19 protein-coding genes and 1 pseudogene are annotated in these 24,901 nt (G+C 73.4%); 18 read left to right on the top strand and 2 right to left on the bottom strand.

The features are described 5' to 3' along the window. Positions 1–109: 109 nt before the first annotated feature. The 17 genes and pseudogenes from SLV14N_RS34070 to SLV14N_RS33990 all read left to right on the top strand — a co-directional run bounded on the left by SLV14N_RS34070 (position 110) and on the right by SLV14N_RS33990 (position 21,093). Complete coding sequence (locus SLV14N_RS34070) at positions 110–1,300, top strand: acetyl-CoA carboxylase biotin carboxylase subunit family protein (protein ID WP_263272439.1); 1,191 nt, start codon at positions 110–112, stop codon at positions 1,298–1,300. Beyond that, a complete protein-coding gene (locus tag SLV14N_RS34065; RefSeq protein WP_263272438.1) occupies positions 1,297–3,093 on the top strand; it encodes an IucA/IucC family protein in 1,797 nt (598 codons plus the stop codon). The genes SLV14N_RS34070 and SLV14N_RS34065 overlap by 4 nt, the downstream gene beginning before the upstream one ends. After that, positions 3,093–4,385 (top strand): MFS transporter, encoded by a 1,293-nt coding sequence (locus SLV14N_RS34060; RefSeq protein WP_263272437.1) that lies wholly within the window; start codon positions 3,093–3,095, stop codon positions 4,383–4,385. The genes SLV14N_RS34065 and SLV14N_RS34060 overlap by 1 nt, the downstream gene beginning before the upstream one ends. Then, positions 4,373–6,154 (top strand): IucA/IucC family siderophore biosynthesis protein, encoded by a 1,782-nt coding sequence (locus SLV14N_RS34055; RefSeq protein WP_208686292.1) that lies wholly within the window; start codon positions 4,373–4,375, stop codon positions 6,152–6,154. The genes SLV14N_RS34060 and SLV14N_RS34055 overlap by 13 nt, the downstream gene beginning before the upstream one ends. Next, positions 6,151–7,398 (top strand): type III PLP-dependent enzyme, encoded by a 1,248-nt coding sequence (locus tag SLV14N_RS34050; protein WP_263272436.1) that lies wholly within the window; start codon positions 6,151–6,153, stop codon positions 7,396–7,398. The genes SLV14N_RS34055 and SLV14N_RS34050 overlap by 4 nt, the downstream gene beginning before the upstream one ends. 1 nt (position 7,399) lies before the next feature. After that, complete coding sequence (locus SLV14N_RS34045) at positions 7,400–8,170, top strand: HpcH/HpaI aldolase/citrate lyase family protein (protein WP_263272435.1); 771 nt, start codon at positions 7,400–7,402, stop codon at positions 8,168–8,170. Between the two features lie 86 nt (positions 8,171–8,256). Then, complete coding sequence (locus tag SLV14N_RS34040; protein WP_263272434.1) at positions 8,257–9,489, top strand: NAD(P)/FAD-dependent oxidoreductase; 1,233 nt, start codon at positions 8,257–8,259, stop codon at positions 9,487–9,489. A gap of 144 nt (positions 9,490–9,633) precedes the next feature. Next, the gene (locus SLV14N_RS34035; protein WP_263272433.1) at positions 9,634–13,887 is read left to right on the top strand and encodes a bifunctional nitrate reductase/sulfite reductase flavoprotein subunit alpha; all 4,254 of its coding nucleotides are present in this window, start codon (positions 9,634–9,636) and stop codon (positions 13,885–13,887) included. A 141-nt stretch (positions 13,888–14,028) separates the two neighbouring features. Continuing rightward, positions 14,029–14,223: a hypothetical protein gene (locus tag SLV14N_RS34030; RefSeq protein ID WP_208686283.1), complete on the top strand. Its 195-nt coding sequence runs from the start codon at positions 14,029–14,031 to the stop codon at positions 14,221–14,223. 50 nt (positions 14,224–14,273) lie between these two features. Then, positions 14,274–14,652, top strand: a pseudogene (locus SLV14N_RS34025) (LLM class flavin-dependent oxidoreductase). Between the two features lie 37 nt (positions 14,653–14,689). Then, positions 14,690–17,098, top strand: a complete 2,409-nt coding sequence (locus tag SLV14N_RS34020) for a phosphoketolase (RefSeq protein WP_263272432.1) — start codon at positions 14,690–14,692, stop codon at positions 17,096–17,098. A 116-nt stretch (positions 17,099–17,214) separates the two neighbouring features. Beyond that, positions 17,215–17,391 (top strand): hypothetical protein, encoded by a 177-nt coding sequence (locus SLV14N_RS34015; RefSeq protein WP_208686278.1) that lies wholly within the window; start codon positions 17,215–17,217, stop codon positions 17,389–17,391. Beyond that, entirely contained in the window at positions 17,388–17,879 is a 492-nt protein-coding gene (locus SLV14N_RS34010; RefSeq protein ID WP_208686276.1) for a monovalent cation/H+ antiporter complex subunit F, read from the top strand. Before SLV14N_RS34015 ends, SLV14N_RS34010 begins: the two co-directional genes overlap by 4 nt. Continuing rightward, positions 17,872–18,141 (top strand): DUF4040 domain-containing protein, encoded by a 270-nt coding sequence (locus SLV14N_RS34005; RefSeq protein ID WP_018090717.1) that lies wholly within the window; start codon positions 17,872–17,874, stop codon positions 18,139–18,141. Before SLV14N_RS34010 ends, SLV14N_RS34005 begins: the two co-directional genes overlap by 8 nt. Further along, positions 18,138–18,908: an MnhB domain-containing protein gene (locus SLV14N_RS34000; protein ID WP_208686274.1), complete on the top strand. Its 771-nt coding sequence runs from the start codon at positions 18,138–18,140 to the stop codon at positions 18,906–18,908. The genes SLV14N_RS34005 and SLV14N_RS34000 overlap by 4 nt, the downstream gene beginning before the upstream one ends. After that, entirely contained in the window at positions 18,905–19,252 is a 348-nt protein-coding gene (locus tag SLV14N_RS33995; protein ID WP_208686272.1) for a sodium:proton antiporter, read from the top strand. The genes SLV14N_RS34000 and SLV14N_RS33995 overlap by 4 nt, the downstream gene beginning before the upstream one ends. Continuing rightward, a complete protein-coding gene (locus SLV14N_RS33990; protein ID WP_208686270.1) occupies positions 19,249–21,093 on the top strand; it encodes a complex I subunit 5 family protein in 1,845 nt (614 codons plus the stop codon). The genes SLV14N_RS33995 and SLV14N_RS33990 overlap by 4 nt, the downstream gene beginning before the upstream one ends. A 124-nt stretch (positions 21,094–21,217) precedes the next feature. Here the strand turns inward: SLV14N_RS33990 and SLV14N_RS33985 are convergent, their stop codons facing one another. Next, positions 21,218–21,877, bottom strand: coding sequence for an endonuclease (locus tag SLV14N_RS33985; RefSeq protein WP_208686269.1), 660 nt, complete (start codon positions 21,875–21,877; stop codon positions 21,218–21,220). Positions 21,878–22,095: 218 nt separating this feature from the next. On the opposite strand from SLV14N_RS33985, the gene SLV14N_RS33980 reads away from it, so the two are divergent. Next, the gene (locus SLV14N_RS33980) at positions 22,096–23,187 is read left to right on the top strand and encodes a cation diffusion facilitator family transporter (RefSeq protein ID WP_263272431.1); all 1,092 of its coding nucleotides are present in this window, start codon (positions 22,096–22,098) and stop codon (positions 23,185–23,187) included. 72 nt (positions 23,188–23,259) lie between these two features. On the opposite strand, the gene ligD is transcribed toward SLV14N_RS33980, so the two are convergent. Next, entirely contained in the window at positions 23,260–24,204 is a 945-nt protein-coding gene (gene ligD / locus SLV14N_RS33975) for a non-homologous end-joining DNA ligase (protein ID WP_263272430.1), read from the bottom strand. Positions 24,205–24,901: the final 697 nt, after the last annotated feature.

Raw genomic sequence — 24,901 nt, 5'->3', positions numbered from 1 at the left:
CGGGGGCAGGCCGTCGTCCCCCGGCCCGCCCCCACGGCCCCGGCCACGATCCGCCGGGGCCGGCCACGACTCCCCCCGCACCACCCTTGATCCCGAAGGGGCCCCGCTCATGCGGATGTACCTGCTCGCCCTCAACCCCACCGACTCGGTCACCGAGGGATTCCTCCCCGCCGCCGCCCGCCTCGGTCTCGATGTCACGGTCCTGACGGACCAGCCCGAAGCGCACCGGCGCACCGCCCCCGGCACCGAGGTCCTGGAGTGCGACGTCCGTGACTTCCGCGCCGTCATCACCCGAATAGCCACCCACCGCCCGGCCGCCGCGGTCTTCACCAACAGCGACCATCTGCAGACCCAGGCAGCCCTGGCCGCCGACTACTTCGGGCAGCCGGGCAAGGACTGGCGGGCCGCGCTGCGCGCCAAGAACAAGGCCGAGATGCGCCGTCATCTCGCCGCGGCCGGCGCCGACACCGTACGGTCCGCTGAGCTCGCGCCCGGCCAGGACCCGTCCGCGCTCACCGCCGCCGCACTCCCCTACCCCTGCGTCGTCAAACCCCGCGAGGGCGTGGCCAGCGAGGATGTGATGCTGGCCGCCGGACCGGACGAACTGGTGGAGCGCGCCGCGGAGATCCAGGCGCGGCGCCCGCAGGCGGCGCTGGTCGCCGAGGAGTTCCTGGCCGGTGAGCTCTACACCCTGGAGACCCTGGGCGACGGCCGGCGGCGCCATGTCCTGGGCGGCTTCCACACCACGGTCTCCGCACCGCCCGCCTTCATCGAGGAGCGGCACGACTTCGTCGCCGTCCACCCGGAGCCCGTCGTCACCCAGGTACTGGCCCAGCTCGACGCGCTGGGCGTCGGATTCGGCGCCTGCCACACCGAGTTCGTGGTGCACGAGGGCCGGGCGCGGCTCATCGAGGTGAACTACCGCGTCATCGGCGACCAGTGCGATCTGCTGCTGGCGCAGGTCCTGGGCATCGAGCTGTTCGAGCACATCCTCCGTACGCATCTGGGCGAGCCGCTGCCCGCCGATCTCGGGGCGCGGCAGGACGGTGCGGGCCGGGTCGAGTACGCCCTCGCCGACCGGGCCGGGACGCTCACCGCCGCGCCGGCCGCCACGGACCGCGAGGTGGACGGCGTACGGCTGCGCTACCGGCCGCTGCGCGCGACCGGCACCGAGCACCCGCTGTACCGCACCAACCGCGACTACCTGGGCGTGCTGCGGGCCACCGGCACCGACCGGCAGGCCCTGGACCGGGTCGCGGACGGCTTCTTCGCCGCCGAGCGCTGGGAGATCACCCCGTGACCGCCGCCCTCGACACCGCCGCCGGCCCCTCCGCCCAGGAGACGGCCGAGGAGTCCGAGCTGCTGCTGCGGGTGCTGAGCGCCCTGCTGCGGGAGGACGTCGTCGGTCTGCGCACCCGCGGCACGCTGCTGGAGCGGCCGGACGGCCGCTGGCTGCGGCTGCCCGCGGGCCCGGACGCCGGCGCCCTGCTGCTGCCGCTCGGTCCGGACGGCTACCAGAGCACCTACGCTGCCCGGCTGCCGCTGCTCGTCCGCGAGGCCGACGGCGCCCGGCTGACCTCGGCCGACGCGGTCCTCGCCGCCCTGCGGGAGCTCGCCGACCCGGCCGACCGCCCCGGCTTCGACGCCTTCGCCGAGGAGTGCCGGCAGACGCTGGCGACGATGCGGCTGCACGCCCGGACCCGGGACGAGGTCGAGCAGAAACTGACGGAGCGTCATGGCGCTGCGGCCGAGGGCTGGCTGGGCCTGCACGGTGGTCTGGCGTACGACGCCCTGGCCGCGCGCCTGGACCACCCCGTGTACCCGACCGCGCGGGGCCGCTCCGACCTGGACGAGGACCAACTACGCTCCTACGCACCGGAGTTCCGCCCGGACTTCGCACTGCGCTGGCTGGCCGTGCCGCGGGCCGCGCTCACCGTGGCGGGCGGCGAGGCGGCGCTGCCCGGCTGCTGGCCCACCCCGGCCGAGCTGGGTCTGTCGGACCTCGACGGCAGCCATCTCGCTCTCCCCGTCCACCCGTTGACGCTCGGCGAACCGCTGGACGAGGCGCTGCGCGAGACCGGCCTGGAGCACGAGGCGGTGCTGGCCGAGCGGGCGCTGCTCGGTGCGGTGCCGACACTGTCGATGCGGACGGTGGCGGTGGACGCCGATCCCCGGCTGCATCTGAAGCTGCCGCTGGCCACCGCGACGCTGGGGCTGCGCAACCGGCGCACCATCAAGCCCCGTACGCTCATCGACGGCGCCGAGGGCCAGCGGATGCTGGAGCAGGTGATCGCCCGCGAGCCGCGGTTCGCAGAATCGATTCTGCAGGCCGACGAGACGGTGTACGCACACGCCGGCCATGAGCTGCTCGCCGTGCTGTGCCGGCGCTACCCGGCCGGTCTGGAAGGCAGCGCCGTGGTGCCGCTGGCCGCGCTGCTGGGCCGGGCGCCGGGCGGGCGGCTGGTGATCGACCAGCTCGCCGACCGCTTCTACGGCGGCGATCCGCTGGCGCTGCTGGACGCCCTGCTGACGCTGCTCTTCGACTGGCAGACCACGCTGTTCGGCTACGGCATCGGTCTGGAGTCGCACCAGCAGAACATCTCGCTGGTGCTGGACCGGGCCGCGGACGGCACCCGGCTGCGGCTGCTGTTCAAGGACAACGACGCGCCGCGGCTGCACGCCGGGCGGCTGCGGGAGACCCTCGGGGCGGACGCCCCGGACCCCGCCGACTTCGCCGACCCGCGGATCTTCGCCGATCATGACCGGCCGGTGCTGGACCTGTTCACCACCATCACCGTCCATCTGTGCGCGGGCTCCTACGCCTTCGGGCTGGCCCGGCACGGGCGCGCCCCGCTGGACCGGCTGCTGGGCCTGGTCCGCGACCGGCTCGCCGAGGCCGTCGCCCGGCTGGGCACCGCACCGGGCGAGCCGGGCGCGGCGCTGCGCGCGCACGTCCTGGACGCCGCGGAGCTGCCGGTCAAGGCCATGGTCAGCGCCGGCACCCTGCTGTCGAAGGAACGTTCCGGCGCGGCCGACATCAACAAGCACTACACCACCGGCCCCAACTATCTGCTGTCGCTGGGGACTTCCTGATGCACACCGCCACGTCCCACCGGGTCGAACCGGCCACCGTCGAGACCAAGGTCCGTCCGGGCCTCGCCCGCCGCCAGGTGCACGCCGTGGCCGGCTGCTACTTCGTGGCGTCGTTCGCCGCGCTGGGCCTGCCGCCGTACCTCACCGAGATCCTGCCCGAGCTGGGCGACGGCGCCGCCCGCTGGGCCGGTCTGCTGTACATCGTGCCCACCATCTTCGGCGCCATCGGTGCGCCGCTGTGGGGGCGGCTGGCCGACCGCTTCGGCCGTAAACGGCTGCTGCTGCGTGCGCAGTTGGGGCTGGCCGCGGCGTTCCTGCTGGCGGGCTGGGCCGACTCGCTCACCACCTTCGCCGCGGCGCTGGTGATCCAGGGTGTGCTGGGCGGCACCTTCGCCGCCTCGAACGGCTATCTGGGGGCGGCGCTGGAGGGCCATGCGCTGTCCCGTGCGCTGACGCTGATGCAGGGCAGCGCCCGTGCGGCACTGGTCTTCGCACCGATCGTCGTCGGCTCGCTGACGCCCTGGCTGTCGCCGCACCGCCAGTACGCCCTGCTGGCCGTGCTGCCGCTGGCCGCCGCCGTGATGCTGGCGGCGCTCCCGGAGCCGCCGCGGGTCCGGCCCACCGCACCGCAGGCCGCCACCGCGGAGGTCGACGCGGACGGGACGTCGGCGGTCGAGGCGGCCGCGGCCGAGCCCTCCGGGCGCGCCCCGGACGCCTCGCTGCGGGCCCTGTACGCCCTGGAGTTCGCCTTCGTCTTCTCCACCGTCATCTCCTTCCCGTACCTGATCTCCCTCATCGAGGAGCGCATACCGGGCACCGGTCCGATGGTCTCCGGTGTGCTGTTCGCCCTGCCGCACATGTGTTACCTGGTCGCGGCGATCGCGGTGCACGCCCTCTTCCGTGGCCGTCCCCGGCTCGGCATCGCGATCGGCTTCGGCTGTATCGCGCTCGGCCTGGCCGGGCACGGTGTCGCCGACTCGCTCACCGCCTTCGTCGCGGTACGGCTGGTGCTCGGCGCCGGTCTCACCCTGGGCCTGGTCTGTATGTCGGTGCTGGCCGCCGACTGCGCCAAGGGCCGTGCCCCGGGTGGGCTGTTCGGCTCGATCGAATTCTTCTCCAAGGCCGGTGCCGTCGCCGCCGGTGTGGCCGCCGCGGCCGGAAACGACTGGTTCGGTCCCACCGCGCCCGTCCTGACCGGTACCGCGATAGCGCTGATCGCCGTGCTCGCGACCGCCGTCCCCCGCATTTCCCGTACTCTCCGCACCCGCAGGAGCCCCCGATGCCCTCGCTGACCAATTCGCCCGGCACCGCCCCGGCCTGTGCCGCTCCCGCCGGTCTGCCCACCGCCGACCAGGCCGTGGCGCACACCCTGCTCAACTGCCTGCTGCGCGAGGTGTCCGGCCCCGAGCACCAGACCGCCGTGGACCACGGCCGCCTGCTGCTGCGGCTGCCGCGCCGCGGGGTGCTGCTGCGGGTCGCGCTGCGCCGTACCTCGCTGCTCGGCGCGCACCGGTTCACCGGCCCGGTGTCCGAACAGACCGCCGACGGCTGGGCCGAGGTCGGCTGGCGCCGGCTGGCCGAGTATGTGCACGCCGAGCTGTCGTTGCGGACCGGGGTGGACAACGAGGAGTTCCTGGCGCAGATCGCCTCCAGCCACCAGGCCGTCTCCGCGGCACTGGCGGCCCGTACGGAGCAGCGCCCGGCCGCCGGGGAGTACGGCGCGGAGGACTGGCAGACCACCTATGTCACCTCCGAGCAGTCGCTGATCCTCGGCCACCGCTTCCACCCGACCCCCAAGGCCCGCACCGGCGACCCCACCGCCTGGCAGTCCTACGCACCCGAGACCGGGGCCGCCTTCCCGCTGCTGCTGCTCGCCGTACGCGAGGAGCTCGTCGCCGAGGAGGCGGCCGAGGACGGTGCCACGGCCCCGCTGGACGCGCTGCACTCCGAGGTCCCGGACGGCTACCGGCTGCTGCCCGTCCACCCCTGGCAGTACGAGCTGCTGTGTGAGCACGCCGGTCTGCAGGAGGCGCTGGACCGCGACGACATCCGCGTCCTGGGCACCGGCGGGGCACCGTTCGCCGCCACCGCGTCGGTGCGCACGCTCTACGACGGCGACGCGTTCCTCAAGTTCAGCCTGAACGTCCGGATCACCAACTGCCTCCGGAAGAACGCCAGTTACGAGCTGTCCGGGGCGGTGGCCCTGACCCGGCTGCTGGCACCGGCGCTCGCCGATCTGGCCACCCGGTTCCCCGGCAGCGCGGTGCTCCGTGAGCCCGCCTACCGCAGTCTGGCGCTGCCCGGCGCCGACGGCCGCCCGGACACCGAGCTGCTCGAAGGGTTCGGCGTGATCGTCCGCGAGGGCCTCTCCCAGCGGCTGCTGCCCGGCACCACCCCGCTGCTGGCGGCCGCGGTCGCCGACGAGTACCCGACCAGCCCGGCCCATATCTCCCGTCTCCTGGACGGCGCCGGGCCGCAGGCCGCGCTGGAGTGGTGGGCCGCCTACCTCAATCTGCTGCTCCCGCCGGTGCTCGCCGCCTACTTCGACCACGGCCTGGTGCTGGAACCGCATCTGCAGAACGTGCTGGTCTGCGTCGACGGCGACGGGATGCCCGCGCAGGTCCTCTTCCGTGACCTGGAGGGCACCAAGCTGGTGCCCGAGCACCAGGCCGAGCTGCTGGCGTCGCTGCCCGAGCAGATCGCGCGGCCGATGACCTATGACGCCCAGCGCGGCTGGGACCGGGTCGTGTACTGCCTGCTGGTCAACCATGTCGCCGAGATGCTCGCCGCGCTCGCCGATCTGCACCCGGACACCGAGGTCGAGCTGTGGGCGCAGGTCCGCCGCACCCTGCAGACCCACGCGGACCGGTACGGCTGCCCGCCGCGGCTGGCCGCCCTGCTGGCCGGTGTCCCGCTGCCCGCCAAGGCCAATCTGCTCACCCGCTGGGAGCGCAAGGCCGACCGTGAGGCGGGCTATGTCCTGCTGCCCTCGCCGCTGGCCGAAACCGTTCTGTCCGGCGCCGTGCGCGTCGACGACACCACCCCCTGGAGCGCACGATGACCACCCCCGACCTCGCCCCCACCCCCGCGGTCCGCGACCGCATCCGGAGCCTGTCGCCCGAGGAACTGCCCGCCTACGTCTACGACCTGACGGCGCTGCGCACGCATGCGGCCGAGGTCCGGGCCGCACTGCCCGAGCGCGTCGAGCTGTACTACGCGGCCAAGGCCAACCCGGAGTCGGAGATCCTGGGCGCGCTGCGCCCGTACGTCGACGGCTACGAGGTCTCCTCGGGCGGTGAGCTGGCGCACGTCGGCAAGGCCGTGCCCGGCGCCCCGCTCGCCTTCGGCGGACCGGGCAAGACCCCCGCGGAGATCGCCCAGGCGCTGGAGTGCGGAGTGGAGCGCTTCCATGTGGAGAGCCTGTACGAGCTCCACATGCTCGCGAGTCTGGCCTCCCGGCTCGCCCCGGAACGCCGTATCGCGGTGCTGGCACGCTTCAATCTGCCGGTCGACGACGGTTCCCTGGACGGCAGTTCGCTCGCCATGGGCGGCCGCCCGACCCCCTTCGGGCTGGACCCCGGCCAGGCCGGAGAACTCGTCGCGCTGCTCACCGACGGCACCTACCCGTACCTCGAACTCCGCGGTATCCACGCCCACTTGGCCAGCGGCCTGGAGGCACCGGAGCAGCTGGCCGTGGCGGAGTCCATCGTGACCTGGGCCGCCGCGCTGGCCGCGGAGCACCGGTTCCCCCTCTCCGAGGTGGTCGTCGGCGGCGGTATGGCCGTCGACTACGCCGCGCCGGAGCGCCGCTTCGACTGGACCGCGTACGGGGCGGGCCTGGCCCGGCTCGCCGCGGCGCACCCCGACCTCACCCTGCGGATCGAGCCGGGGCGCGCGCTGACCGCGTACTGCGGCTGGTACGCCACCGAGGTGCTGGATGTGAAGCACAGCCACGGCGAGGAGTTCGCCGTGGTGCGCGGGGGCACCCACCATCTGCGGACCCCCGCGACCAAGGGCCACGACCAGCCCTGCACGGTGCTGCCGTCCGACGCGCCCTGGCCGCACCCCTGGCCGTGGCCGGCGGCGCAGGGCGAGCTGGTCACCGTCACCGGGCAGCTGTGCACCCCGAAGGACGTCCTCGCCCGCGCGGTCCCGGCACCGGGGCTGCGGGCCGGTGACCGGGTGGTGTTCGGTGTCGCCGGGGCGTACGCCTGGAACATCTCGCACCACGACTTCCTGATGCACCCGCGCCCCGGCTTCCACTTCCTCGGCGCCGCGGAGCCCGGCGCGGCAGAGGAGGCCTGAGATGCTGCGGCCCAATGAGGTCCGGCACAAGCTCGGTGCGGGCGAGGAGGTCTACGGGCTGTTCAGCACGCTTCCCGAGCCCACGATGGTGGAGATGATCGGCTGTGCCGGGTATGACTTCGTCATCCTGGACACCGAGCACACCCTCGTCGACCCGCAGCGGCTGGAGAACCTGATCAGGGCCGCCGAGACGGCCGGGCTCACGCCCTTCGTCCGGGTCCCCGAGGCCGATCCCGGCGCGGTGCTGCGCGCCCTGGACGCCGGGGCGATGGGCATCGTCGTCCCGCACGTCCGCGGGCGCGCGGACATCGACGCCACGATCCGGGCCGCCCGCTACGCCCCCGAGGGGATGCGCTCCCTCAACGGCGGCCGCGGCCCCGGCTTCGGCCGGATCGACCCGGCCGAGTACCTCCGCCGGGCCAACGCGGAGATCATGGTCATCGCGCTCCTGGAGGACGCCGAGGGCATCGAGGCGATCGACGAGATCCTCTCCCCCGGCGGTGTCGACCTCGTCCTGCCCGGACCCGGCGATCTCTCGCAGTCGTACGGGGTGCCCTGGCAGGTCCGCCACCCCCGCGTCCAGGAAGCGGTCCGCACCCTGCGCGAGGCCTGTGCCCGCCACACCGTCCCGTTCTGCGCCATGTCCACCACGCCGGATCGGCGCGCGCAGTGGCGCGCCGACGGTGTCACGGCGTTCGTCGTGGGCGAGGACCGGGACCTGACGGCGCGGGCGCTGCGCGGGCATCTGGCGCGGACCGCCGGGCGGGAGTGACGGCAACACCATCGGCGGTACCTGCCGGGGCCTCGGGCGGGAACGGATGACCGGGTAACCGATCGTCCGAAGGAGCTGAGCGGGACATGGACCGGAACACGGCATTCTTGATCGCGGGAGCGGGGCTGGCCGGCGCCAAGGCCGCGGAGACGCTGCGTGCGGAAGGCTTCGACGGCCCGCTCGTGCTGCTGGGCGACGAGCACGAGCGGCCGTATGAGCGGCCGCCGCTGTCCAAGGGCTATCTGCTGGGCACCTCCGAGAAGGAGAAGGTCTATGTCCACCCGCCCCGGTGGTACGCCGACCACGACGTCGAGCTGCGCCTGGGCCAGGCCGTCACCGCCCTCGATCCGGCCGCTCACGAGGTGACCCTCGCGGACGGCAGCCGGCTCGGCTACGCCAAGCTGCTGCTGGCCACCGGCTCCACCCCGCGCCCGCTGCCGGTGCCCGGCGCGGATCTCGACGGGGTCCACTACCTGCGGCGGCTGGCGGACAGCGACCGCCTCAAGGAGGTCTTCCGGTCCGCGTCCCGGGTCGTGGTGATCGGCGCCGGCTGGATCGGCCTGGAGACCACCGCCGCCGCGCGCACCGCCGGTGCCGAGGTGACCGTGCTGGAGGCCGCGGCGCTGCCCCTGCTGGGGGTCCTGGGGCCCGAGGTCGCCCGGATCTTCGCCACGCTGCACACCGATCACGGGGTCGAGCTGCGCTGCGGCACCCAGGTCGCGGAGATCACCGGCACGGGCGGTGCGGTGGACGGCGTGCGGCTGGCCGACGGCAGCCTCATCGGGGCCGAAGCGGTCATCGTCGGCGTCGGGATCACCCCCAACAGTGGGCCGGCCGCCGCGGCGGGGCTCAAGGTCGACAACGGTGTCGTCGTGGACGAGCGGCTGTGCTCCTCCCACCCGGACGTCTTCGCGGCCGGCGATGTCGCCAACGCCTACCACCCCGTCCTGGGCCGGCACCTGCGCGTCGAGCACTGGGCCAACGCCCTCCACCAGCCGAAGACCGCGGCCCGGGCCATGCTGGGCCAGGACGTCCGCTACGACCGGCTGCCGTACTTCTTCACCGACCAGTACGACCTGGGCATGGAGTACACCGGATACACCGGACCGGAGGGCTATGACCAGGTCGTCTTCCGCGGGGACACCGAGGCGCGTGAGTTCCTCGCCTTCTGGCTCTCCGGGGGACGGGTGCTGGCCGGGATGAATGTGAACGTCTGGGACGTCACCGAGGAGATCCGGGCGCTGGTGGCGAGCGGGCAGGCCGTCGACCCCGGACGGCTGGCCGATCCGGACGTACCGCTGGCCGGGCTGCTCGCCTGAAGCGGCGGCCGCCGCCCGGTTCTCACGGAGCGCCGCGGGCGACTGTGTGGCCGCCGTAACGACTGGTGATCGCTTGATGTGACACCTGGTTAACGGGCCGTTCGTAGGGTCGGAGCGAGCATCCGACCACGAAGGGGACCGTCCGTGACCGCACCGGAACCGCTGGCAGAGAGCATCACGCAGGTGCGGACGGCGTGCTCGTACTGCGGGGTCGGCTGCGGAATCGTGCTGGACGTCGCGACGGACCCGGAGGGGCGGCGGACGGTCCGCAGGGCGGCCGGTGACAAGGCGCACCCGGCGAACGGCGGACGGCTGTGCACCAAGGGCGCGACCAGCGCCGAGCTGCTCGCCGCGCCGGGGCGGCTGTCGGCCGCCCTGGTGCGCGCGGACCGCGGCGACGAGCCGGTGGCCGAGGCGATGGAGGCAGCGGTCAAGCAGACCGCCGGGCGGCTGCGCGAGATCGTCGACGAGCACGGCCCGGACGCCCTCGCCCTGTATGTGTCCGGGCAGATGACGCTGGAGGCCCAGTACCTGGCGAACAAGCTCGCCAAGGGATTTGTGCGCACCCGGCACATCGAGTCCAACTCGCGGCTGTGCATGGCGAGCGCGGGCAGCGGCTACAAGCTGTCGCTGGGCGCGGACGGTCCGCCCGGCTCGTACCAGGACTTCGAGCATGCCGAGGTCTTCTTCGTGATCGGCTCCAACATGGCCGACTGCCACCCGATCCTCTTCCTGCGGATGATGGAACGGGTGAAGGCGGGCGCCAAGCTGATCGTGGTCGATCCCCGCCGTACCGCCACCGCGGCCAAGGCCGATCTGTTTCTGCAGATCGCGCCCGGGACGGATCTGGCGCTGCTGAACGGGCTGCTGCATCTGCTGGTCGAGAACGGCCGGGTCGACACGGAGTTCATCGACGGGTACACCGAGGGCTGGGAGGCCATGCCGGCCTTCCTCCAGGACTATCCGCCCGCGAGGGTCGCGGAGCTCACCGGGATTCCGGAGGCGGACCTCCGCCGGGCCGCCGAGTGGATCGGTGCGGCGGACGACTGGATGAGCTGCTGGACCATGGGCCTGAACCAGAGCACCCATGGCACCTGGAACACCAATGCCCTGGTCAACCTGCATCTGGCGACCGGTGCGATCTGCCGCCCCGGCAGCGGCCCGTTCTCGCTCACCGGCCAGCCCAATGCGATGGGCGGGCGCGAGATGGGCTACATGGGGCCGGGGCTGCCCGGACAGCGGTCGACGCTGGTGGCCGAGGACCGTGCCTTCGTCGAGGAGCTGTGGGGGCTGGAACCGGGGACGCTGCGGACGGACGGGCCCGGCCAGGGGACGGTCGAGATGTTCCAGCGGATGGCGGACGGCGACATCAAGGCGTGCTGGATCATCTGCACCAACCCCGTCGCCTCGGTCGCCAACCGCCGGACGGTCATCGAGGGGCTGGAGGCGGCGCAGTTCGTGGTCGCGCAGGACGTCTTCGCGGAGACCGAGACCAATGCGTACGCCGATGTCGTGCTGCCCGCGGCCATGTGGGCCGAGTCCGAGGGCGTGATGGTCAATTCGGAGCGCAATCTGACGCTGGTGCGACAGGCCGCGGACGCGCCGGGCGAGGCCTGGCCGGACTGGCGGATCATTGCGCGGATCGCCTGCGAAATGGGCTATGAGGACGCCTTCACGTACCACAGTGCGGAGGAGATATTCGAGGAGATCAAGCGCGCCTGGAACCCGCAGACCGGCTATGACCTGCGCGGGGTGACCTATGAGCGGCTGCGGGACACTCCCGTGCAGTGGCCCAGCGCGGCCGTCGACGGGCCCGACCGCAATCCGGTGCGCTACCTCAACGACGGTGTCAGCCAGACCCTGGACGAGCGGCCGGACGGCACCCGCCCCCGGCTGTCGTTTCCCACCGCGTCCGGCCGGGCGGTGTTCTTCGCCCGTCCGCACCTCCCGGCGGCCGAGATGCCCGACGACGACTTCCCGTACGTGCTGAACACCGGGCGGCTGCCCCACCAGTGGCACACCCTGACCAAGACCGGCAAGGTCGCCAAGCTGAACAAGCTCAACCCCGGCCCGTTCGTGGAGCTGCACCCGCAGGACGCGGAGTCGCTGGGCCTCGCCGAGGGCGACATGGTGGAGGTCGCCTCGCGGCGTGGCCGGGCGGTGCTGCCCGCCGTGGTGACCGACCGGGTACGGCCCGGCAACTGCTTTGCGCCGTTCCACTGGAACGACCTGTTCGGCGAGTACCTCAGCGTCAACGCGGTGACCCATGACGCGGTCGACCCGGTCTCCTTCCAGCCCGAGTTCAAGGTCTGCGCGGTGTCGCTGGCCAGGGTCGCGGCCGGCCCGGGGCAGCCGGAGGGCGGAGCGGGCGGGGGCCGGACCGGTGGCGCGGCCGGTGCCGGTGCGTTCCAGGGCGGCGATCCGCGCGGGGCGACGGCGGTGCTCGCCGAGGTGTTCCGGCTCGGTGAGCCCGCCCCGCCGGTGCTGTCCGAGCACGAACGGCGCTATCTCTCCGGCTTTCTCGCCGGGCTGGACTCCGGGCCCGCCGTCGGCACTCCCGTGCTGCCCGCCCACGCACCGTTCGGCCCGGAGAGCGCGCTGTGGGTCAACGGCGTCCTGGCCGGGATGTTCTCGCGCGCCCCGGCCCCCCGGACGGCGACGGCGACGGACCCGGCGGAGGTCTCCACCGAAGCCGATGCCCCGCCCGCCCGTACGGTCATCGTCCTGTGGGCCTCCCAGACCGGCCACGCGGAGGAGGTCGCGGCCGACACGGCCCGGCGGCTGACCGGCAGCGGCCGGGCGGCGACGCTGCAGAGCATGGACGACAGCGCACCGGCCGCCCTGCCCCGCGGCGCCGATCTGCTCATCGTCACCAGCACCTTCGGCGACGGTGACGCCCCCGACAACGGGACGGGCTTCTGGGAGACCCTCAACGCGCCGGACACCCCGCGGCTGGACGGGATGCGCTACTCCGTCCTCGCGCTGGGCGATTCCTCGTACGACGACTTCTGCGGCCACGGCCGCCGGCTCGATGCCCGCCTGGCCGAGCTGGGCGCGGAGCGGCTGGTGCCCCGTACGGACTGCGAACCGGACTACGAGACGCCGGCGGGGCAGTGGCTCGACCAGGTCCTCACCGCCCTGGGGGCCGGCGCCGGGCCGGACGGCGGTACGGAACCGGACGCCGATGGGGAGGCGGACACCGCGGGCGTCGCACCGGGGACGGTCCCGGCTCCCGCGGTGCCGGACCGCCCGGCCGGCGGCGCCGCCCGGCCCTCGAAGGCCGCGCCCGCCACCGCCCACCTCGTCGGCAACGATCTGCTGAGCCGGGCCGGGGCCACCAAGGAGGTGCGGCAGTTCACCTTCGACATCCGGGACGGCGCGGGCACCCCACTGGAGTACGAGGTGGGCGACGCGCTCGGCGTGCTGCCGCGGAACTGCCCGGACCTCGTCGCGGAGTGGCTGGCCGTCACCGGTCTCGATCCCGCCGCCACCGTCGACCTCACGGGCCTGGGCACCGTACCGCTGGGCGAGGCCCTGCACCGCCATCTGGACATCGCCAGGATCACCCCCGCGCTCCTCCGGCTCGTCGCCGAACGCACCGGTGACCGGGTCCTCAAGAAGCTGCTGCGGCCCGACAACAAGGGTGAGCTGGCCCAGTGGACCTGGAGCCGGCAGGCCGTCGACGTCCTCGCCGAATACCCGGTCCGGGCCGGTGCGGCGGAGTGGGCCGGTCTGCTCCCCCGCCTGCAGCCCCGGCTGTACTCCATATCGTCGAGCCCGCTGACCGATCCCGGGCTCCTCCGGCTGACGGTCTCCGTGGTCCGCTACGAGAACCGCCAGGGCCGCCCGCGCAAGGGCGTGGCCTCCACCTTTCTGGCCGATGCCGAGCCCGGCAGCCCGGTGCCGGTCTTCGTCCAGCGCACCGCCCACTTCCGTCCGCCGGCCGATCCGGCCACCCCGATGGTGATGGTGGGCCCCGGCACCGGAGTCGCGCCCTTCGTCGGCTTCCTGGACGAGCGGCGCGCCCGCGGCCACCGCGCCCCCAACTGGCTCTTCTTCGGCGAGCAGCGCCGCGCCACGGACTTCTACTACGAGGACGCACTCGGCCGGCTGCGCCACGACGGGCTGCTCACCCGGCTGGACACCGCGTTCTCCCGTGATCAGCGGGCCAAGGTCTATGTCCAGGACCGGATGCGCGAACACGGCGCCCAGCTGTGGTCCTGGCTCCAGGACGGCGCCCACTTCTATGTGTGCGGTGACGCGTCCCGGATGGCCAAGGATGTCGACCGTGCGCTGCGGGACATCGCCGTCGCGCACGGCGGCCACTCGGAGGAGACGGCCGCCGTGTACGTCAAGCAGCTCGCCGCCGAGAAGCGCTACGTCCGCGACGTGTACTGAGACGTACCGGGACGTGTCCTGAGGGGCCCGCCCGCTCCGCAACGCTCCCTTCCGGCCATGCCGTTCGCGCGCCCTTGGGTTCACTTCTTGAACGGGCCGACCTCGGGCATTGGACGGACGATGGAGAGGAAGGAGAGCGCTATGACCCTGATGACCGCTGATGCCATGACCACCGAACGGGAGCCCAAGGGGCCTGGACCGGTGCCGAGCGAGCCCGAACCGGTGCCGCGTGACCCGGTTCCCGCCGAGCCGGAGCCGGACGAGCCGGGCCCTGCCCCGACGGAGCCACCCGGCACGAAGCCGGGCACCCACCCGGCGCCCGAGCCGCCCGACTGACTCCGCGACGCCCCGGTAACCCACCCGGCGTCACGCAGCGAGGTGAGGAAATGGTGCAAGTCGGCTACACCATGATGACCGAGCAGGCCGGGCCCCGGACGCTGGTCGACCATGTGGTGGCCGCCGAGCGCGCGGGCTTCGACTTCTCGGTGACCTCCGACCATTACTTTCCGTGGCTGGCCGCCCAGGGGCACTCCCCATACGCCTGGAGTGTGCTGGGCGCCGCGGCGCAGGCGACCACCCGTATCCCGCTGATGACCTGTGGCCTTCCCGTGCGGTGACGACGTCGGCCGTTTCGTCGACGCGGTGCGCGCCTATGTGGACGCGGGCTTCACGGAGGTCGCACTGGTCCAGATCGGCGGCGGTCACCAGGAGCCGTTCCTGGAGTGGGCCCGGACCGAGCTGCTTCCTGCACTGCGCCCGCTGTGAAACGCCCGAGGCACGCCCCCTTGATGAGGAGCTGAGCATGCACGACGCGGAAACCCCGGCAGGGACGACGGGGGCCCAGGCGACGACGGGGCCCCTCGACACCGCCGAGCTGCAACGGCTCGACGCGCACTGGCGGGCCGCCAACTATCTGTCCGTCGGGCAGATCTACCTGATGGCCAATCCGCTGCTGGAGGCGCCGCTGCGCCCCGAGCACATCAAGCCGCGGCTGCTGGGCCACTGGGGCACCTCGCCCGGCCTGAACCTGGTCCACACCCACCTCAACCGCGTCATCAAGGCCCGTGAGCTGGACGCGCTGTGTGTATGGGGCCCGGGACACGGCGGCCCCGCCGTGGTGGCCAACTCCTGGCTGGACGGCACCTACTCCGAGACCTATCCCGATGTCGGCCGGGACGGCGCGGGCATGGCCCGGCTGTTCCGGCAGTTCTCGTTCCCCGGCGGGGTGCCCAGCCATGTCGCGCCGGAGACCCCGGGCTCGATCCATGAGGGCGGCGAGCTGGGCTACTCCCTCACCCATGCCTATGGCGCGGCGTTCGACAATCCGGAGCTGCTGGTCGCCTGTGTGGTCGGCGACGGCGAGGCGGAGACCGGGCCGCTCGCCGCGTCCTGGCACGCCACGAAGTTCCTGGACCCGGTGCACGACGGTGCGGTGCTGCCCGTGCTGCACCTCAACGGCTACAAGATCGCCAACCCGACGGTGCTCGCCCGGATCCCGCAGGACGAGCTGGACGCCCTGCTGCGCGGCTACGGTCATGACCCGATCCACGTCACCGGCGACGATCCGGCGACGGTCCACCAGGCGCTGGCCGCCGCCATGGACCGCGCACTGGACCGGATCGCCGCGATCCAGCGCCGGGCCCGCGACGAGGGCGTCACCGAGCGCCCCCGCTGGCCCATGATCGTGCTGCGTACGCCCAAGGGCTGGACCGGTCCGCACGAGGTCGACGGGCAGCCCGTCGAGGGCACCTGGCGCTCCCACCAGGTCCCGCTGTCCGGCGTACGGGACAACGCCGCGCATCTGCGGCAACTGGAGGACTGGCTGCGCTCGTACCGGCCGGACGAACTGTTCGACGACGAGGGCCGGCCGCGCCCCGAAGTGCTGGCGTGCGTGCCCGAGGGGTCGCGCCGGCTCGGTGCCTCACCGCACGCCAACGGCGGGCTGCTGGTGCGGGACCTGCCGCTGCCGCCGCTGGAGCGGTACGCGGTGGAGGTCGACAAGCGCGGCAGCGTGCTGCACGAGCCGACCCGGGTGCTGGGCGGGCTGCTGGAAGCGGTCATGGACGCCACCGCGGAGCGCCGTGACTTCCGTGTCGTGGGCCCCGACGAGACCGCGTCCAACCGGCTGCAGGCGCTCTACGAGGCAACCGGCAAGGCCTGGCAGGCACAGACGCTCGGCACCGACGAGCATCTCGCCCGCGACGGCCGGGTCATGGAGGTGCTCTCCGAGCATCTGTGCCAGGGGTGGCTGGAGGGTTATCTCCTCACCGGCCGGCACGGGCTGTTCTCCAGCTACGAGGCGTTCGCGCACATCGTCGACTCGATGGTCAACCAGCACATCAAATGGCTGCGGACCGCGCGCCGGCTGCCCTGGCGGCGCCCCATCGCCTCGCTGAACTATCTGCTCACCTCCCACGTCTGGCGGCAGGACCACAACGGGTTCTCGCACCAGGACCCCGGCTTCGTCGACCACATCCTCAACAAGAGCCCGGAGGTGGTCCGGGTCTATCTGCCGCCGGACGCCAACACCCTGCTCTCGGTGGCCGATCATGCGCTGCGCAGCCGCGACTACGTCAATGTGATCGTGGCCGGGAAACAGCCGGGCTTCGACTGGCTCACCCTCGACGAGGCCCGCGCCCACTGCGCACGCGGCGCCGGTGCCTGGGAGTGGGCGGGCACCGAGGACGGCAGCCGGGACCCCGATGTGGTGCTGGCCTGCGCGGGGGACGTCCCCACCCAGGAGACGCTGGCCGCCGCCGCTCTGCTGCGCCGGCATCTGCCGGAGCTGGCGGTGCGGGTGGTCAATGTCGTCGACATGGCCCGGCTGCTGCCGTCGGAGGAGCATCCGCACGGCATGCCTGACCCCGAGTACGACGCGCTGTTCACCCGCGACAAGCCGGTCATCTTCGCCTACCACGGCTACCCGTGGCTGATCCACCGGCTCTGCTACCGCCGCACCGGCCACGGGAATCTGCACGTCCGCGGCTACAAGGAGGAGGGCACCACGACCACGCCCTTCGACATGGTCGTCCGCAACGATCTCGACCGGTACCGGCTGGTGATGGATGTCGTGGACCGGGTGCCCGGCCTCGGGGTGCGGGCCGTCGCGCTGCGGCAGGAGATGGCGGACGTCCGTACCCGCCACCACGCCTGGATCCGGGAGCACGGCACCGATCTGCCGGAGGTCGCGGACTGGACCTGGGCGGGCTGACGGCGCCCGGCGGCGGCCCGCCTCCGACGGAGTAACGCGCGGCGCGGTGACGGGGCGGCCCGGTCCCCGCATGTGAGCCTGAGGCCCGGGTACCCGGGGCCTCAGGAGGTGCGCGGATGGCGCGACGGCTGACGACGGGCGCCGAACTCATCGGCTGGTGGGCGGTGTTGACCGGACTGTGGATCGTGCTGATCGGTCCGGTCGACACGCTGGAGTGGGCGGTCGGGGCCGGCGCCGCACTCCTCGCCGCCGCTGCGGCCTGCGGTGCACGGCGTGCGGTCGAGCGCCGGTGAACGGCTGGACCGCCGCGGCCGCGGCGCTGCTGCTGTGCGGTGTCGCCCCGGCCGCCTGTGGCGCCGCCACCGGCCCGGTCCGGCGGCGGGTGCCCGCACAGAACCTGGCGACCACCCTGCTCAGCCTGGTCATGCTGCTGCTGGCCCAGGGCTACGGCCGCCCGGCGTACACCGATCCGGCGCTGGTGCTCGCGGTGCTGGGGCCGGCCGGCACGCTGCTGTATGTGCGGCTGCTCGCCGACCAGTTGGCGGCACATCCACCGCGGCCGCGCTCGCTGCTCGCGGTGACGGCGCTGAGCTATACGGCCGTGCCCGTGGTGGTGCTGCCGCTGTGTGTGGCCACGAGCCCCGGCAGGGCCACGGTGAAACTGCTGGTCATCGGCGCGCTGTTGGTGCTGGGGAGCCGGGTGGCGGCCCGCGCGGTGACCGCCGCCGTCACCTCGGGACACGGCCGGACCGGCCCCGCGGAGGGAATGTCCGATGGCTGACGATCTGCCGCTGCTGCTGGCCCTGCTCCTGGTGGCCGGCGCCGGAACCGCCACCGTCCTGGTGCGCGATCCGGTGCGGCAGTCCTTTCTGCTGTCCCTGCTCGGCCTGGCGCTCGCGCTGGTCTTCCTGGTGCTGCAGGCCCCCGATGTCGCGCTCTCCCAGCTGGCGGTGGGCTCCGCGCTGACCCCGCTGATGGTGCTGCTGTCCGTACGCAAGGTGCGGCGCAAGGCGCGCAGCGAGCGCCGGGAGGAGCACGAATGAGCAGCAGGCTGCGGCTGTGGGTGCTGGCCGTCGGCGGTCTGGGGGTGGCCGTCCTGTTCGTGCTGGCCTGTTCCGACCTGCCCGCGTTCGGCGGGCTCTGGCACCCGTACGGCGACCGGGCCGTCCATGCCGCGCTCGCCCGGCACACCGCCAACACCGTCTCGTCCGTCAACTTCGACCAGCGCGCCTTCGACACCCTCGGCGAAGAGTCCATCCTGTTCGGCTCGGTGGTGGGCACCGTCGTCCTGCTGCGGCAGACCCGGGACGAGGACCGGCAGCCCCCGGAGCCGGCCACGGTCGCACCCCCGGTCCGCCGCTATGCACTGCTCGCGCTGCCCGTCACCCTGCTCATCGGCCTGTACGTCATCGCGCATGGCCAGCTGAGCCCCGGCGGCGGCTTCCAGGGCGGCGTCGTGGTCGCCACCTCGCTGCATCTGCTCTATATCGCCGTGGACTACCGGGCGCTGGAGCGGATCAGACCGGTCGGCCTGTACGAGGTGGCGGATGCCGCGGGTGAGGCCGCCTATCTGCTGGTGGGCGTGGCCGCACTGGTGACGGGGGCGGCGTTTTTGACCAACTTCCTTCCCTACGGCACCTTCAACACGCTCTCCTCCGGCGGCACCGTTCCGCTGCTCAACGCCGCCATCGGCGTGGAGGTGGCCTGCGGGGTGGTCGTCCTGCTGGCCCGTTTCCTGGACCAGGCCGTGGAGATCGAGAGCGGGGACGGGGACGGGGACGGGGACGACGAAGCGGAGGCCGGGACGTGAGTGTGCTGCCGTATCTGATCGCGGGGTGGCTGTTTCTGATCGGCTGTTACGGAATGGCCACCAGCCGGAACCTCATCCACGCGGTGGGCTGCCTCGCCGTCTGCCAGTCCTCGACGTATGTCCTGCTGCTCGCCGTCGGCTACCGGGACGGCGGCACCGCCCCGGTCTTCTCCGACATCGCGCCGGGCTCCCGCCCCGTGGTCGACCCCGTCGTCCAGGCCCTCACCCTCACGGACATCGTCATCGGGGCGACCGTCACCGCGCTGCTGCTCTCCCTGGTCATCCAGGTCGCCAAACGGCACCGGACGGTGGACCCGGACGAGCTCTCGGAGCTGCGGGGGTGAGCGTCGACCGGGCCCTGCCGCTGATCGTGGCCGCTCCGCTGTTCGGCGCGGCGCTGCTGGTCGGCGCGGGCCGGCGGCTGCCGCGGTCCGCCGCGGAGGTGCTGGGGTGTCTCTTCGCCGCGGGCACGGCAGCGCTCGCGCTGTACGCGTCGGCCAGTACTCCGTCGTCCACCGCCCGGCCCCTCGAATGGGTGGGCGGCTGGCGGCCGCACGGCGGGGCGGGGGTGGGCATCGTGCTGGTCGGCGACCGTATCGGCCTCGGCCTGGCCACGCTGGTCTCCCTGCTGGTGGTGGCCGCGCTCGCCTACTCCTGGCGGTACTTCGACGAACCCCCGCGGCGCCACGCCGGCTCCTTCCCCGCGCTGGTGCTGCTCTTCCAGGCGGGCATGTGCGGCTTCGCGCTGGCCGGGGATCTCTTCAACGCCTTTGTCTTCTTCGAGCTGATGGGCGTCGTCGCCTATGCGCTGACCGGCTACCGGGTCGAGGAGGCGCGCGCCGTCCAGGGGGCGCTGGTGTTCGGCGTCGTCAACTCCCTGGGCGCCTACACCATTTTGTTGGGCATCGGCCTGCTCTACGCCCGGACCGGCGAACTCGGCCTCGCCCAGATCGGCAGCGCCCTCGACGCGCACCCCGGCGGCCCGGACGCGCTGGTGGTCGCCGCCTTCGTCCTCGTCGCCGCCGGACTGCTCGTCAAGGCCGCGGCGGTGCCGTTCCACTTCTGGCTCGCCGATGCGCATGCGGTGGCCCCCACCCCGGTGTGCATGCTGATGTCCGGGGTCATGGTCGAGCTGGGCGTGTACGGCATCGCCCGTGTCTACTGGACGGTCTTCGCGGGCCCCGGCGGCATCCCGGCACCCGATGCGCACCGGGCGCTGCTGGCCCTGGGGGTGCTGACCGCGGTGCTCGGTGCGGTGATGTGCGGGCTGCAGCGCCATCTCAAGCGGCTGCTCGCCTACTCCACCGTCGCGCACACCGGCCTGTTCCTCATCGGCCTCGCGGTGCTCACCCCGGAGGGGCTCGGCGGTGTCGCCCTGTACGTGCCGGCGCATGCCGGGGTGAAGGCCGCGCTCTTCGCCTGTGTGGGGATTCTGCTGGACCGGTTCGGCAGCGTCGATGAGCCCGAGCTGCACGGCAAGGGACGGCAACTCCCTTGGGTGGGCGTGCTGTTCGGGACCGGCGGGCTGGCGCTCGCCGGGCTGCCGCCCTTCGGCACCGCGCTGGGCAAGGCCGTGACCGAGGAGGCGGTGGGCGGCTGGGCGACGGCGCTGTTCGTCGTGGTCTCGGCGGTCACCGGGGGTGCGGTGCTGCGGGCCGGGGCCCGGGTGTTCCTGGGCCTGGGACCGGTCCCGGGGAGCGGGGCCGCCGCGTCCCGTCCGGCCGACGACGCTGCTGCCGCCGCCGAGGAGACGACCGGGAAGGCGGAGGAGCCGGAGACCAGGGGCGGGCGGCTCTCGCGGGCCCCGGTCAGCATGCTCACCGTGCCCACCGCGCTGCTCGCCGGGGCCCTGGCGGTCGGGCTGGTCCCGGGCCTGCGCACCGGCACCGGCCGGGCCGCCGACGCCTTCACCGACCACGCCGGCTATCTCGCGGCCGTCCTGTACGACCGGGCGACGGAGCCCGCGGCCACTCCCCCGCCGCACTGGACCACGGCCGGTGTGCTGTGGGGCCTGGTGGCCACCGCGCTGGCCGTGGGGGGCGCCCTGCTCGCCGTGCGGCGTCCCCTGGCCGCCGAACCGGCCCGCTGGACCACGCCGCTGCGGCGGCTGCACTCCGGTCATGTGGGCGACTATGTCGCGTGGTTCCTGGCGGGCGTCACCCTGCTGGGGGTGCTGATCGTGTGACGGGCGCGGCGGGGTGCCGGGGCCGTGCCCGCGGTCGGCTGTCGGCCGTGCCCGCGGCAGGGTGCTGACCGTCCCGCGCCGGTTGCCGGGCCGAACCGGTTGCCGGGCCGTGCCCGCGTCCGGGTCAGGCTCCCGCGGCCTCCCGTACGTCCTCGACGACGGATCGGTCCAGCGCCGCACGCACCAGCCCCGAGGCGAAGGCCGCGGTCTCGTCCGGCCCGACCAGCCGCGCCAGCTTCCCGCTGTCGCCCGGCAGGCCCAGCCGTTCCGCCCCCTGGACGGCCTTGCCGTCGAGATACGGGGCGAGTTCGGGCCAGACGCCCTGGACCTCCCGCAGGAAGATGTCACAGCCCGCGGGTCCCAGGCCCGGCACCTGGCGCAGTGCCCTGCGCAGCGCACCGAGGTCACCGTCGGCCGCGTCCCGCATCCGCCGCAGATCGCCGCCGTACGAGTCCAGCAGCAGCGTGGCGCCGTCACCGAGCTGGGTGGCGGTGCGCTCGTCGTAGCGCCGGTATCCGCCCTCGCCCAGGGCGTCGACGCGTTGCTGCCAGGTGGCGTCCGCCATCCGCCGGGGAGTGCGCAGTCCGGCGTCGAACAGCGCGCGGGCGGCCGCCACCGCCACGGAGGCGCGGATCCGCGCACTGAGCAGCCCGGCCAGCACCAGTACCTGGTACAGCGGCTGCGGGGTGTTCGCCACCCGGATCCCGCTCTGGGCGGCGAAGGTCTCGCCGTGCCGTTCCAGCAGGGCGCGCGCCAGGGCCCGCTGCCCGCCGCGGGGGCTCATGGCGCACCCCTGTCCCGGCGGATCGCATCGTTGGGGGAAGTACCGGCCACGCCCTGTCCTCCGTCGTCCGGTGTGGGGTCCGCGGTCACCGTCCCCGGTCCGCACGGCGGGAAACCGCCACTGCTCCATGGGGCGTAACGACGCCGCACCGTATGCGCGGCCGGACCCGGGCGGCTACGCTCGCGACGGCGGTCCGACCGACCACGGGGAGGCCACGCTTGTCCCGGCACGCTGATGCTGCACCGCACTCCACCGGCACACCGGATCGGCACCCCGGGAAGGACACGGAGGACGCCAGGACCGCGGTCACCGTTTTCGTGGCCCTCGGCGCCAATCTGGTGATCGCCCTGGCCAAGCTGGCCGGCGGGCTGTTCGCGGGGTCGCCCGCGCTGCTGTCCGAGGCCGCGCACTCGGTCGCCGACAGCCTCAACGAGCTGTTTCTGCTGGCCTCGCTCAAGCGCAGCAACCGCGCGCCCGACAGCCGGCACCCCTTCGGCTACGGCAAGGAGCGGTACTTCTGGTCCCTGCTCGCCGCCGTCGGAATCTTCGTCATGGGCGGCTGTTTCTCCTTCTTCCAGGGCATCGAGGCCCTGCGCACGGACCACTCGGAGACCCGTACGGGCTATCTCGTCGGCCTCGCCGTGCTGGCCGTCGCGCTGGTCGCCGAGGGCTCCTCGCTGATCCGCGCCCTGGTACAGGTCCGTGGCCAGGCACGGCAGTCCGGCCACAGCATGAGGGAGGCGCTCCGGGCGGCCGGCGACCCCGCGTTGCGGACGGTGCTGGCCGAGGACTCCACCGCCTGCTTCGGTGTGCTGGTGGCCATGGCCGGTATGGGACTCCACATGATCACCGGCGAGGTGCGGTGGGAGGCCTGGGCGGCCATGATCATCGGGGCGCTGCTGGTGTTCGTCGCCTATCAGCTCGCCAAGGAGTCCCGCGGCCAGATCATCGGCGAGGCCGCCGACCCGGCGCTGCGCCGGGCCCTGCGGAGGTTCCTGGAGGACCAGCCGGAGATCGACACGGTGACCACCCTGCTGACCATGCGGCTGGGCACCCGCTCCACGCTGGTCGCTGCCCGGACCGATCTGATCGGCGGGCTGGACAGCGAGGAGGTCGAGGAGGTCCTGGTGCGGCTGAAGTCGGCGATCCGTGCGCAGTGGCCGATCGCCGACCAGGTGTTCCTGGACGTCACGGACGCCTCGCCGAAGGACCGGGAGCGGGCCCGGCGGGAGCGGCGGCAGCTCGACGAGACGGTGGCCACCGGGCGCAACGAACCCGAGACGACGCAGCAGGAGGAGGACGCGGAGTGAGGTGACGGGGGCCCGGAGGTGACTCCCGGCCGGCGCAGCGCACCGTGGCTCCCGGTGCACCCGCCGCACCGCTCACCGCAGCGCGTCGAGCCGCCGGCGCGCCGTACGCAAGGACCGCCCGCGGGCCGGCACCCCGGACCACGGCCGCGTCCCCGCCTGCTCCAGCACCCCCGCGACATCCTTCAACGTCCAGCTCTGTGCGGTGAGTTGGGGGTCATCGAGCTGCTCGCGGGTGATCGGCGCGGCAACCGGGGCGCCCGGTTTCGCCCGCAGCGACCAGGGGGCGACGGCCGTCTGGGCATAGGCGTTGCGCTGCACATCGAGGTAGAGCCGGTTGCCGCGGGACTTCTTGCGTACGGCGGTGGTGAGCCGGTCCGGGCGACGCTCCGCCAGCACCGCCGCGGCCTCCTGGGCGAAACCGCGGACCGTGTCGAAGTCGCTCTTCCCGTCCAGCGGCACGATGACATGCAGGCCCTTCGACCCCGTGGTCATCAGGACGGCCGGCAGGCCGAGTTCGTCGAGCAGCCCGCAGAGCTGCCGGGCGGCCTCCCGTACGGCCTCGAAGTCCGGGCCGGGCGGGTCGAGATCGAACACCAGCCGGTCGGGGTGATCGGGCCGGGCGGCGCGGGACAGCCAGCGGTGGAAGGTGAGACAGGCCTGGTCGGCGAGGAACAGAAGGGTCGCCTTCTCGTCGCAGACGGTGTGGGTGACGGTGCCGCCCTCATTGGTGACCTCCGCCCGCCGGATCCAGTCGGGGTAGTGGGCGGGGGTGTCCTTCTGCATGAAGTGCGGGCCGCCGAGGCCCTCCGGAAGCCGTTCCAGCATCAGCGGCCGGCCCCGGAGCTGCGGGACCATCGACGCGGCCACCCGGCGGTAGTAGCCGACGACATCGGCCTTGGTCAGCCCGTCGTCGGGGAACAGCACCTTCTCCGGCCGGTGGATCCCGACCGTACGGCGGCCGGCGCGCACCGTGTTCGTACGTGTGTCCGCGCGGGCGCCGGTTTCTGTGTCGTTCATGCGGGCGGGGGTACCCGCTCCGGGCCGTCATACGCTCGCGCGTCCGGGTGGTGCACGGCGCGACGGGTCCGTTCGCCTCCCGTGTCGCCGGGCGTTGCGGGGCGTCGCACAGTGAGGAGGTGTCCCGCGGAGTCCGTGCGCCTCGTGTCGCATGGCCGGCGCAGGATCGGCAAGGAGACCAGCATGCCGCGCGGAGCGGGCGCCGGGCGCCCGGCCGCGGAGGAGCGACGCGTGGAGGAGCTCATGACGGTGCGACAGCCACCAGGACCGCCGGGCACCACCCATCCGGACCCGGTCCCGCCCACCCCGGGTCCGGGCCCCGGCCCGCCAGGACCCACACCGGGCCCGGTCCCCGGCCCGGCCCCCGCACCGGGCCCCGATCCGGTGCCCCCTTCCCCGCCACGTCCCGAGCCGGACCCCGTCCCGCCCCACCCGGCACCGCCCACGCCGGGACCCGAACCCGGCCCCGCACCCGATCCGCTCCCCGCACCGGGGACTGCGGGGCGCGCCGAACCAACGGGCACGCCGTGAAGCCACCCGGCAACGGTTCCGCCTCCTGGGAGCCGTCGCCCGGTGCGGGGCCGCTCCGGCGCGAGGAGGCCGACGCCGCCCCATGCGCGCCCTGGCCGCCCCGTACGCGCCGTAGCTGTCGTCGTGCGTCCGCCAGGGAGGACGGGACAGCCCTTGGCCGGTGTCT

It is taken from the genome of Streptomyces sp. Je 1-4 4N24 (genome assembly GCF_026239515.1).
Classification (GTDB): Bacteria; Actinomycetota; Actinomycetes; order Streptomycetales; family Streptomycetaceae; genus Streptomyces; species Streptomyces nigrescens.
The sequence above is the reverse complement of the archived record's forward strand: the minus strand, read 5'-3'. Positions and strand labels throughout refer to the sequence as shown.

Excerpts from the sequence above, each read along its gene's own strand:
- SLV14N_RS34070 (WP_263272439.1), top strand. The coding sequence starts at position 110 with ATGCGGATGTACCTGCTCGCCCTCAACCCCACCGACTCGGTCACCGAG.
- SLV14N_RS34060 (WP_263272437.1), top strand. The coding sequence starts at position 3,093 with ATGCACACCGCCACGTCCCACCGGGTCGAACCGGCCACCGTCGAGACC.
- SLV14N_RS34055 (WP_208686292.1), top strand. The coding sequence starts at position 4,373 with ATGCCCTCGCTGACCAATTCGCCCGGCACCGCCCCGGCCTGTGCCGCT.
- SLV14N_RS34050 (WP_263272436.1), top strand. The coding sequence starts at position 6,151 with ATGACCACCCCCGACCTCGCCCCCACCCCCGCGGTCCGCGACCGCATC.
- SLV14N_RS34045 (WP_263272435.1), top strand. The coding sequence starts at position 7,400 with ATGCTGCGGCCCAATGAGGTCCGGCACAAGCTCGGTGCGGGCGAGGAG.
- SLV14N_RS34040 (WP_263272434.1), top strand. The coding sequence starts at position 8,257 with ATGGACCGGAACACGGCATTCTTGATCGCGGGAGCGGGGCTGGCCGGC.
- SLV14N_RS34030 (WP_208686283.1), top strand. The coding sequence starts at position 14,029 with ATGACCCTGATGACCGCTGATGCCATGACCACCGAACGGGAGCCCAAG.
- SLV14N_RS34020 (WP_263272432.1), top strand. The coding sequence starts at position 14,690 with ATGCACGACGCGGAAACCCCGGCAGGGACGACGGGGGCCCAGGCGACG.
- SLV14N_RS34015 (WP_208686278.1), top strand. The coding sequence starts at position 17,215 with ATGGCGCGACGGCTGACGACGGGCGCCGAACTCATCGGCTGGTGGGCG.
- SLV14N_RS34005 (WP_018090717.1), top strand. The coding sequence starts at position 17,872 with ATGGCTGACGATCTGCCGCTGCTGCTGGCCCTGCTCCTGGTGGCCGGC.
- SLV14N_RS34000 (WP_208686274.1), top strand. The coding sequence starts at position 18,138 with ATGAGCAGCAGGCTGCGGCTGTGGGTGCTGGCCGTCGGCGGTCTGGGG.
- SLV14N_RS33985 (WP_208686269.1), bottom strand. The coding sequence starts at position 21,877 with ATGAGCCCCCGCGGCGGGCAGCGGGCCCTGGCGCGCGCCCTGCTGGAA.
- ligD (WP_263272430.1), bottom strand. The coding sequence starts at position 24,204 with ATGAACGACACAGAAACCGGCGCCCGCGCGGACACACGTACGAACACG.